13 protein-coding genes are annotated in these 9,526 nt (G+C 69.5%); 7 read left to right on the plus strand and 6 right to left on the minus strand.

The window, feature by feature from the left end; genetic code table 11:
- Nucleotides 1-18 precede the first annotated feature (18 nt).
- A complete protein-coding gene (locus BM085_RS39425; protein WP_245789961.1) occupies nucleotides 19-831 on the minus strand; it encodes a S1 family peptidase in 813 nt (270 codons plus the stop codon).
- A gap of 75 nt (nucleotides 832-906) precedes the next feature.
- Entirely contained in the window at nucleotides 907-1,866 is a 960-nt protein-coding gene (locus BM085_RS39430; RefSeq protein ID WP_093891868.1) for a LysR family transcriptional regulator, read from the minus strand.
- 137 nt (nucleotides 1,867-2,003) lie between these two features.
- Between BM085_RS39430 and BM085_RS39435 the strand changes: the two genes are divergently transcribed.
- A complete protein-coding gene (locus tag BM085_RS39435) occupies nucleotides 2,004-2,240 on the plus strand; it encodes a DUF6158 family protein (protein WP_093891869.1) in 237 nt (78 codons plus the stop codon).
- Nucleotides 2,237-2,473 carry a helix-turn-helix domain-containing protein gene (locus BM085_RS39440; protein ID WP_093891870.1) on the plus strand — a complete coding sequence of 79 codons (237 nt, stop codon included), beginning with the start codon at nucleotides 2,237-2,239 and terminating at the stop codon, nucleotides 2,471-2,473. Before BM085_RS39435 ends, BM085_RS39440 begins: the two co-directional genes overlap by 4 nt.
- Nucleotides 2,474-2,605: 132 nt before the next feature.
- On the opposite strand, the gene BM085_RS39445 is transcribed toward BM085_RS39440, so the two are convergent.
- On the minus strand, nucleotides 2,606-3,244 hold the full coding sequence (locus BM085_RS39445; RefSeq protein ID WP_425443295.1) for a P-loop nucleotide/nucleoside kinase family protein: 639 nt from the start codon (nucleotides 3,242-3,244) through the stop codon (nucleotides 2,606-2,608).
- A gap of 108 nt (nucleotides 3,245-3,352) precedes the next feature.
- Nucleotides 3,353-3,541, minus strand: a complete 189-nt coding sequence (locus BM085_RS46550; RefSeq protein WP_093891871.1) for a hypothetical protein — start codon at nucleotides 3,539-3,541, stop codon at nucleotides 3,353-3,355.
- 102 nt (nucleotides 3,542-3,643) lie between these two features.
- Here BM085_RS46550 and BM085_RS45565 point away from each other — a divergent pair, with 102 nt between their 5' ends.
- Both BM085_RS45565 and BM085_RS39460 read left to right on the plus strand, forming a co-directional pair.
- On the plus strand, nucleotides 3,644-3,895 hold the full coding sequence (locus BM085_RS45565) for a transposase (RefSeq protein WP_218158963.1): 252 nt from the start codon (nucleotides 3,644-3,646) through the stop codon (nucleotides 3,893-3,895).
- A 316-nt stretch (nucleotides 3,896-4,211) separates the two neighbouring features.
- The gene (locus BM085_RS39460; RefSeq protein WP_143121283.1) at nucleotides 4,212-5,132 is read left to right on the plus strand and encodes a hypothetical protein; all 921 of its coding nucleotides are present in this window, start codon (nucleotides 4,212-4,214) and stop codon (nucleotides 5,130-5,132) included.
- On the opposite strand, the gene BM085_RS45025 is transcribed toward BM085_RS39460, so the two are convergent.
- The gene (locus BM085_RS45025; protein WP_177245502.1) at nucleotides 5,129-5,749 is read right to left on the minus strand and encodes a helix-turn-helix domain-containing protein; all 621 of its coding nucleotides are present in this window, start codon (nucleotides 5,747-5,749) and stop codon (nucleotides 5,129-5,131) included. The genes BM085_RS39460 and BM085_RS45025 overlap by 4 nt on opposite strands.
- Before the next feature lie 86 nt (nucleotides 5,750-5,835).
- Here BM085_RS45025 and BM085_RS39470 point away from each other — a divergent pair, with 86 nt between their 5' ends.
- The 3 genes from BM085_RS39470 to BM085_RS39480 all read left to right on the plus strand — a co-directional run bounded on the left by BM085_RS39470 (nucleotide 5,836) and on the right by BM085_RS39480 (nucleotide 8,961).
- Nucleotides 5,836-7,233 carry a tetratricopeptide repeat protein gene (locus tag BM085_RS39470; protein WP_093891874.1) on the plus strand — a complete coding sequence of 466 codons (1,398 nt, stop codon included), beginning with the start codon at nucleotides 5,836-5,838 and terminating at the stop codon, nucleotides 7,231-7,233.
- A 274-nt stretch (nucleotides 7,234-7,507) separates the two neighbouring features.
- Nucleotides 7,508-8,620 (plus strand): tyrosine-type recombinase/integrase, encoded by a 1,113-nt coding sequence (locus tag BM085_RS39475; RefSeq protein ID WP_093891875.1) that lies wholly within the window; start codon nucleotides 7,508-7,510, stop codon nucleotides 8,618-8,620.
- Complete coding sequence (locus tag BM085_RS39480) at nucleotides 8,620-8,961, plus strand: hypothetical protein (RefSeq protein ID WP_093891876.1); 342 nt, start codon at nucleotides 8,620-8,622, stop codon at nucleotides 8,959-8,961. Before BM085_RS39475 ends, BM085_RS39480 begins: the two co-directional genes overlap by 1 nt.
- A gap of 241 nt (nucleotides 8,962-9,202) precedes the next feature.
- On the opposite strand, the gene BM085_RS39485 is transcribed toward BM085_RS39480, so the two are convergent.
- On the minus strand, nucleotides 9,203-9,526 hold a 324-nt coding region (locus BM085_RS39485; protein WP_218158962.1), incomplete at its 5' end, for a hypothetical protein.

The following is a 9,526-nucleotide window of genomic DNA, read 5'->3' on the forward strand; positions in this document are numbered from 1 at the left end:
GCGGCGCCGGTGAGACGGTCAGGGCCTGGTCAGACCCAGGGTGTAGGAGCCCGAGCCGCTGTAGGCGTGGACCCGGACGCGGTAGGTGCCCGCGGTGCCGTTGTAGGTGAAGGCCTCGTCGGGGTTGGGGGTGGTCCCGCTGGCCACGTCGGTCCAGGTGGAACCGCTCAGCTTCTGCAGGTAGGCGTCGTAGTCGGTGCCGTTCGGGCCGTCCAGGCAGATGCGCTGCACGCCCGCCCCGGCGGTGTAGCCGGTGCTGCTCGGCTGGTAGCCGTTCTGGTTGGAGGCCAGCGAGCCGTTGTAGGTGTTCTGGTAGCCGGTGCAGCCGGTCGGCGGGTTACCGCCCCCGGTGACCAGGGTGAGCCCGTAGACCTGCAGGATCTCGTTGATCGGCTGGAAGTAGGTCGTGCCGCCGGAGGAGCAGTTGCCCGATCCGCCGGAGGTGACGCCCTGGGCCTGGCTGCCGGAGATGTAGGAGCCGCCGGAGTCGCCGGGCTCGGCGCACACGCTGGTACGGCCCAGGCCGGTGATGGTGCCCTCGGGGTAGGTGACGCTGGCGTTGCGGGCCTGGATGGTGCCGCAGTGCCAGCCGGTGGTCGAGCCGGCCCGGCAGACCGACGAGCCCACGGCCGCGTCGGCCGACCCGCCGACCTGGACGATGCCGTTGCTGTAGCCGTTCACGACGCCGACCGGCGTCCAGTTGGAGTTGACCGCGACCCAGGCGTAGTCGTTGCCGGGGAAGGACGAGCCCTGGAAGGTGCCCTGCGCGACCTGGTTGGAGCCCTTGGTGCCGGCTCCGGTGGTGTCTCCTCGTGTGGGGGGTGCCGCCAACGTAGCGGCGCTCACACGGGGCGTGGTTCTATCAATTGCTCCCTATCGTCGCGTTATGGGAAGCGCGCAAGCGCGTCATGGGGAGGTGCCGAAGCGGGGGTTGTCGGCCAGCCAGGCGGCGTATCGCGTGCTGCGCTGTACCGAGTCGGCGTGGGCGGCCTTCGCGTGCTCGACGACCGACGCGGAGACCTGCGTGGCGGCTCCCTCCGGGTGCCAGCCGAGCAGCTGCCGCCAGCGCAGCGGCGCGTCGGCGAGCGGCACCATCGCGATGCCCGGGGCGGGCTGGAAGGTCGCCTGGCATAGCGCGGCCGCGCGGCCGACCTTGGCCAGGTGCATGCACGTGCTCACGTCGGTCTCGTAGATGGTCCGGGGCGTGAAGCCCGCACGGGCACAGGCCGTGGCGAAGCAGTCCCCGAAACAGCTGTCGCCGGGGGCGACCGCCCACTGCTCGCCGGCCAGTTCGGCCAGCGCCACCTCCTTCCGGCCGACCAGCGGATGGTTCTCGTCGAGCAGCACGAAGACGGGGTCCACCCCCACGGTCAGCCACACCACCGGTCCCTCCACCGGTGGCGGGCTCTCCCCGCAGGCGCCGATGAGCGCGAAGTCGAGCCGGCCGAGCATGACCATCGCGGTCAGCTCCTTGGCCGACCAGGAGGTGTAGGTGCTCACCGGCGCCGACGGCCACGCCGTGGCGAGCCGGTCCACCAGGCCGCCCAGGACCGGCCCGTTGGTGGCGCCCAGCCGGTAGCTGGGGACGTCGCCGCTGGTGTTGGCGAACCGCACCGCCTCTTCCTGCAGCTCCTGGGCGGCGGGCAGCAGCACCATCGCCCTGGACAGCACCAGTTCCCCGAGGGGCGTGGGCCGCGCCCCGTTGTGGTCGCGTTCGAATAGAGCTCCCCCGAGCACCCGCTCTATCCGTTTGAGCTGCGCGGTCAGCGCAGGCTGGGCCAGTCCGAGCTGGGTGGCCGCCTTGGTGACGCTCCCGGCCTCGGCGACCGCGCGCACGATCTTGAGATGTCGGAGCTCGAGGTCCATACCGGGAAGGTAAGGCCGTGACGTTATGCCCGCAATGCAAACAAGTCATGAAATCTGACTCAATTTCGTGAAATCGTTTCAACAGAACGGGGCGCAGGCGATGTGAGGCGGGGGTGTCACAGGGTAGGCGAGTCTTTATGACGATGGGAATCGACCCGATGGACCTGGCCGAGGACGACCTGCTCCGCGAGCTGCGGCACCTGCACGCGACCCGTACCGAGACGCTCCTGCACGGCTCCGCCGACGCGCTCGCCAACCACACCACGCGGACCGAGGAGCTGGAGGGGGAGTACCTGCGCCGCCACCCCGAGCGGGACGTCGATCCCGAACGGCTGCGCGACGGCGCGCGCCGGCGCCAGGGGGCGGGATCATGAACGAGCGCCCCGACGTCCAGGCCCTGTCGGGAGTGGACACCGACGTCTACGAGGCGGTGTCCGGGCTCGCGGTGCAGGGCCGGAGGGCGACGGTCGCCGAGGTGGCCCACGCGACGGACCTGCCGGAGGAGACGGTACGGCGCAGCCTCGACGGGCTGACCGAGGCCGGCTGGCTGAAGGCCGCCGGGACCGCCTACGTCCTCGGCCCCCACGGCTGGGGGCTGGAATACTGAGCGCCGGAGGCGCTCCGGCCTCCACGGGCGACGGCGCCGATGTGCGTGCCGTCCGGCGCGAGGACCTGGTGGCCCCCCTGCTGGGCTGCGGCCTCACCTTCGCGATCGGCCGCCTGCCGGGCCACATGGCGATCACGGACGCCCGGGACGACCGCTTCCGGTTCCCGTGAGCGCGGCCGCCTGCCCTTCCAGGGGCGGCGCGCCGAGGCGGTTGTCGATCTCGGTGTACGGCACGGCGGGCGGTTCGTCCACCCGGATCGCCCGCAGATACTCCTCGAAGCGGGCCAGCTTCCCCGCGTCCCTGGTGAGCCCCCTCCGCTCCAGCCTGGCCCGCAGGGTGGGGCCGTCCGATCGGATCCAGAGCAGGTGGACCGGTGGCCCGCCCAGCTCGTCCACCCAGCGCTTCCAGCGCGCCGCGTCGTGCACCTGGCCGGTGAACGGCCCGTCGAGCATCACCGGGCAGCCGTGGGAGCGGATCTGCCGGGCGAGCGCGGTCAGCCCGGCGTACTCGTGCCGCTTTACGTGCCGGTCATACCAGGGGCCTTCGCGTTCTCCCTGGTCCCGGCCGTGGGCCCGCAGGGTGGCCGCCACGAACCCGCCGTAGGCGGTGTCCTTGTCAAGCAGCGCGGGCACCGGGTCCAGCCGGGCCAGCAGCGCCGCCGCCACGGTCGACTTGCCCGCCCCCGGCGGCCCGCTCACCACCCACAATGCCCCCGGTCCCGTCATGTCCCGGCCGGGGCCTCCGTCCTCGGGGACCCTCAGTCCTGCCATGCGGTTCCCGCGGGGCCTCCGCCACCTGGCACCGGTGTCCTCGTCATGCGCCCATTCTTACCGGAAAGAGGATGCCGACCTTCTTACCGGAAAGAGGATGTCGACCGATCATCCCTTGAGCCCCGAGCGGGAGATTCCCTCGATCACCCAGCGCTGGGCGACGAGGTAGAGCACGATCACCGGCAGGCTGGCGATCACCGCACCGGCCATCAGGAGGTCGTAGCGGATGTTGTTGGCGCCCTGGAGTTCCTGGCTCTGCTTCGCCGACGAGTCCGGCCAGAGCCTGAAGCCACCCAAAGGGCGTATCTGGGTCCGCCGGGGCCACACCCCGGTCCTGACGGTGTCCTACGGCGATGGGGACGGGTCTCGATCGCCGGGCTGGTCTGCGTCAAGCCCGGGATGCGTACCCGGCTGGTCTATCGCACGCTCACCCATCACCGGCGCAAGGGCGAGCCCAAGGGTTTTGGCGTCGAGGGGTTCAAGGCCCTGCTGCAGGCCGCGCACATCCAGTTCGGCGGCCCGATTTCGCTGGTGTGGGACAGTCTGCCCGAACACATCTGCGCCCGGATGCGCGACTGGATCACCGAGCGGGAGGGCTGGCTGGTGGTCTATCGGTTCCCGGCGTATGCGCCCGATCTGAACCCGGACTGAGGGCGTCTGGGCCAACCTGCGCGGCACGCTGCTCAACTTCGCCGTTCGCGGCATCGACGAACTGACCATCCTGATCAGGCGCGGGCTGAAACGAATGCAGCACCAGCCCGGCCTGCTGGACGGGTTCATCGCCGAGACCGGCCTCGTTCTTTTCGACCCACCGTAGTAACGCCCAGCTTTCATCCTCAGTATGTGCGAGGACTGCTGGCCGACATCAGTCGGAAGAACCGTTGGAACCTGGCCATGGAGGCCTGAAGCTCTCGAACCCCGGAAAGAAACCGGCAACATTCTGATGGCTTCTGGCATCTCATGCAGCATGAGATTTCGTATAGCTTTCGCGACATTCCTCCTCACCGCCGTAACACTGATCGGACAGCCTGCGGCGGCTGCCACGCCGGTCACGATCGCGTACGCGCAGCTGACACAGACCTGGGAACTGGTGCTCACCGACGGAGACGTGGTGGAGGTGCCGGAGGCGCTCGCCAAGGCGCCTAAGACTGCGGTCAATGCCGGTGCCCGGGCGCCGTTCCTGGTCAGTGGGGATGGGCGGCATTTTCTTTACTTCCGGAAATCGGATGGGCGGTTCGTCGAGCGGACTCTGAACAGCAAGGAAAGGGTCGTGTCACGGCAGTTCACGGCGGACACGATCGGCGAGGAGTGGCCGTGGGTGTCGAACGACGGCAGTTACGTGGTCACGGGGACCTCGGGGCCGGGGCTGGGAGTCTTCGCGGACCTGCGGAAAGGCAAGGTGTTGGGGCCTCGCGGAGAGATGGATGAGTGGGGCTTCAGCGGATTCAGCCCGGACAGCAAGTGGTTGCTGCTGGAAGGGGAACGGTTGACGGTGTTCGACCGAGGGCTGCGTGCCCGGATGCAGCTGAAGACGCAGCTGTCGCCGAGGGCGCTGGCGAATGACTACGTCACGGCGGCGACGCCTGTCGGCACATACGGCAAGTACCGCAAGCTGCGCCTGCTCAACCTGCGTACCGGCCGCGCGACCGGCACGGTGACCGTGCGGTTGCCGCGCGGGCAGTACATCGAAGACCTCGACTTCGACCAGGCGGGACACGTGATCGTCCGATCGAAGACCAAGACGGGGGTGGCTATCTACCGGGTCTCGAAAGTGACCGGCAAGGCGACCCTGCTACGGACGATTACCCGGCCTGACGAGGAAATTTGGGTGCTCCCGGGGGACGGTACGTACGAGCTGTGGACGGAAAGAAAAGAGCAAGGCGACTAGTAAGGCTTGGTTGGGTGGGGACGGGTTGGGCGTGCCTGGGTAACGCTCGGCGGCAGGTGGGGCAGACCCCGGCCCAGCACGCCAGCAGCAGCTGCAACTCGGCGATGACCCGGTAGGTGCTCAAAGCACAGCCGGCGCTCGGACCCGAAGGCCTCCCCCGGAGGGGGCCGCTCTGGCAACCCGGCGAGCATGCCCCGGATCCGTTCGACTTCCTTGCGATCGTTGTCGATGGCCTCCCAGAGCTCGGCCGCGTCCCGTGTCGCCTGGCGCCAGCGAGCCACCAGCCCGGCATGCCGGCGCCACAGGGTGACCGGCGCCGCGCCCTGCCTCCACTCCTCGAAGTCGCTGCCGTCACTCCAGGCGTCGTCTCCGTCGACGGCGGCCGCGGCGGGGAAGGCCTCGTGCCCGGTGAACCACTGCGCCGCCTGCCAGGTGCCAACAGTCACACCCGGCAGCACCTCGGTCTGGAGCGCCTCTCCTATGGGCAGCGCCAGCCGCAGCGGCGGCACGTTCAGCGCCCGGGCCAACACCAGCAGCTCGGCCAGGGTGATGGTCTGGCGCAGGCCCCGCTCCAACTTGGCGATGACCGAGCGTGATCGCGGAGACCCATGCGCCAACCGTCGCCGCGCCAATTCTCTCCAGGAAACAGCTCTTTCCTGGAAGGATTTGGGCTTGTTGAACGCATCTTTCGAGAGGGTGGCATATGGAGCCGCTGCGGGCAGGTGATCCGCGCCAGGTAGGCCCCTACCGGCTGCAAGGGCGACTAGGTGGTGGCGGTATGGGACAGGTGTTCCTAGGCCGTTCCCGGGGCGGTCGGCCGGTCGCCGTAAAGGTGGTGCGACCAGAACTGGCCCACGATGAGGGGTTCCGGCGCCGGTTCGCGATCGAGGTGGAGGCGGCCCGGCGGGTTGGCGGGTTCTACACCGCGCAGGTGGTGGACGCCGACACCGACGCCGATCCGCCATGGCTGGCTACCGACTACATCACCGGCCCGTCCCTGAAGCAGGCCGTCGCCATACACGGACCGCTGCCGCCCGCCGCGGTCGGTGTGCTGGGGGCAGGCCTGGCCGAGGGCCTGGCCGCGATCCACCAGTGCGACCTCGTGCATCGTGACCTCAAACCCGGCAACGTGATCTTGTCCGCCAACGGTCCTCGTGTCATCGACTTCGGCATCGCCCGCACGTTGGACGCCACCTCCCACACCGCCACGGGAGCCGTGATCGGCACTCCTGCGTTCATGTCTCCCGAACAGGTCCAAGGCGGCGAGGTCGGCCCTGCCAGCGACGTGTTCTCCCTGGGGGCGGTGCTGGTGTTCGCCGCCACCAATCGCGGCCCCTTCGGTGACGGCCACAGCCACGCGATCATGTATCGCATCCTCCATGACGACCCTGACCTGACGGGCCTTTCCATGGACTTGGCCGACCTGGTGGGCGCTTGCCTGGCCAGGAGGCCCCAAAGTCGGCCTAGCCTCGACGATCTTCTGGATCGGCTGACCGGACCAGTCGAGGGCGCCACGCGATGGCTCCCACCCGAGGTCACCACGATGAGCACCCTGCCAGAGCAGGAACGCGTCGGAGCGCTCATCAGCCTAGGCGGGCTGGAGAAGGAGGCCGGGAATCTGGAGGAGGCCCGCAAGCTCTACCGGCAGGCCATCGAGACCGGCAATCCCGAGGAGGTGGCCACGGCGCTCATCGAACTGGGCTGGCTGGAGAAGGAGGCCGGGAATCTGGAGGAGGCCCGCAAGCTGTTCCATCAAGCCATCGAGGTCGGTAACCCCTGGCAAAAGGCCAAGGCGCTCATCTGTCTGGGCTGTCTGGAGCACGACGATGCGGGGAATGTGGAGGAGGCTCGCGGGTTCTGGAGGCGAGCGGTCGAGAGCGGCCAACCAGGCATAGCCCCGCAGGCGTTGGTGAACCTGGCCTCGCTGGAGAAGGAGGCCGGGAATCTGGAGGAGGCCCGCAAGCTCTACCGGCAGGCCACCGAGACCGGCAATCCCAAGGAGGTGGCCACGGCGCTCAAAGGCTGGGGCGATCTGGAACTCAGCGCGGGCAACCTTGAACGAGCCCGCCAGCTCTACAAGCAGATCCTTGACATCAAGTAACCCCCGCCGAGCCTGGCAAGTGAAGCGGCGCCCTCCACGAGCTGCTCATGCTGGGCGATGAAGTCGGGGCAGTCGCTGGCGTGGATCTCGGGGTCGAGGAACCTGCGGACAGTCGTCGGCGCTGAGAAGGATCTTGTGGTGTCGCCCCTGCTCGGTCGGCACCCCAACCCTTTGGGGGCGTACCGCCTCGCCGCGAATTATCGGCAGGGGCTGCGCCTCCGGTACAAGCGTTCTTGATCTCACACAATGCGTGTTATGTGAGATCATTACCGGCGTGACCGAGATCATCCCCACCGCCATCCACCGTCCCGCCGACGTCGTCCCGGCCGACCCCTTCGGTACGACCGTGGCCATCCCCGCGCCGATGGTGGCCACCGTGGGCAACATCGCCGGCCTGCGTCCCCGCCGGGCCCGGGGCGACGGCGGTGAAGTGCCGGGCGCCGACGTCGACGCCGTCGACGCGCTCCCGCACACGGAATGGTCGATCGTGGCGGCCTGGCTGAAGGCGGGTAAGGCCGTCACCACCCGCCGCGCTCGACTGGCCGACACCGCCGCGTTCCTGCGCTGGCTGGAGGCCGAGCTGCCCGGCGTCGGCCTGCTGCAGGTGAGCGAGGACCATCTGACGCACTACCGCGACGGCATCGGCACCGGCACCGCTAGCGCGGGCCTGGCCCGGCCCGGCGTCCCGCTGGCGCCGGCCACGGTGGCCCGCAGGTTGTCGAGCCTGTCGAGCCTGTACGGCTACGCGCTGCGCCGCCGTCTCATCGCGGTCAACCCGGCCGACCCGGTCGAGCGGCCCGAGGTCTCCACCGTGGGCACCACCCCGGCCCGCACTGTGGAGGAGGCCACCGCCCTGGTCGACGGCGCCGAGACCATCGCCGCCGCCTACCCGGCCGACGCCGCCGCGGTGGCGCTGCTCAGCGTGTGCGCGGTCCGCGTCGGCGAACTGGTCGCCCTCACCGTCGGCTCGGTGGCCGCCGACGCCGGGCATACGGTGATCCTGTTTCGCCGCAAGGGCGGCAAGACCGACCGGATGCCCATCCCGCCGCGGGTGCGCGCCCTGCTGCAGCCGCTCCTCGATGACCGCTCCCAGGGTGAACCGTTGTTCGTCCGGGAGGACGGCCGGCCGTTCGACCGCTGGCGGATGACCACCGCGCTGCGCCGGGCCGCGACCGCCGCCGGCGTCGACCACACCAAGCTCACCCCGCACACCGCCCGTGCCACCGCCGCCACCGCAGCCCTGGACGCCGGGGTGCCGCTGGCCGACGTCCAGGAGCTTCTCGGCCACGCCTCCCCGGTCACCACCCAGCGCTACAACCGCGGCCGCCGCAAACTCGACTCCCACGCCGCCTACCGGATGGCCTCCATCCTCGGAGGTGGCGCCTGATGGGGAACGCTACGCCGACGCCGGGCGTTCAGGAGGCGCTGGCCACGATCGCCGCCGCGGCACGGGGCGCCTACGCCGACGGCTCCAACCTGCGGGTGCGCTCCTCGGGCATTGTGCACGAGGTCGCGATGCCCCGCTGGTTCGCCGACGAGCGCATGCCCGGCCCGGCCTGCATGGTCGGCGTCAGCGGCTGGGACTCCGCCGCGGCGCATCCGGACCGGGGCGCGGTCACCTGCCGTCGCTGCCTGAAACTCACGCACATCGACCCCGCCAGTCAGCAGCTGGAGCTGTTCCCCGAGCCGGACCAAGCGCCCGCCGAAGGCGCCGCGGACGGTGCCTGATCTGGTGGCCAACGCCGCAGGGGGCGGACACCGGGCTCATTGTTCGGGGGGTTGTCCGGAACTTCCGATAAGACAACGGCCTCCCCGGGGCAAATCGGGAAGGCCGCGGTGTGTCTTCCCTAGCGCTCGTCCGGACCGACGAACTGACGCCTTGGGGTAGCTGACCTGGGCCAAGCCCCGTTGCCGGGTCGAGGCTGAGTGCCGTATCCCTAAGTGGTCCCGCCCGTAAGTTCTTCGGGGGTCAGCGTCCAAGGTAGAGGCCGCAGGCACAGTCGAGGGCTTCTTGAGGGCTGCCGGCGATGAGGCCGGTGGGCAGGATCTGGTTGTCGTATTTGCCGCTGCTGGCGAGGTAGAGCCCGAATCCCCAAATGGAAGCCGAGCCGCTGTAGCGCAACCGAAGGAGAGGCAGCCGGTCGCCGTCGGTCAGTTCGCCTTCGACATAGGCAAACTGACCGTGGTAGCGGATATGCAGGCTGGACAGCTCAGGCCAGTGGTCGCGGGCGTGCTGGCGCAGCCGCTGAGCAAGCGAGGTCTTGGTCGAGTCCGGGATCGCGGGCATGAGAGA

Source organism: Streptosporangium canum (genome assembly GCF_900113865.1).
GTDB lineage: Bacteria > Actinomycetota > Actinomycetes > Streptosporangiales > Streptosporangiaceae > Streptosporangium > Streptosporangium canum.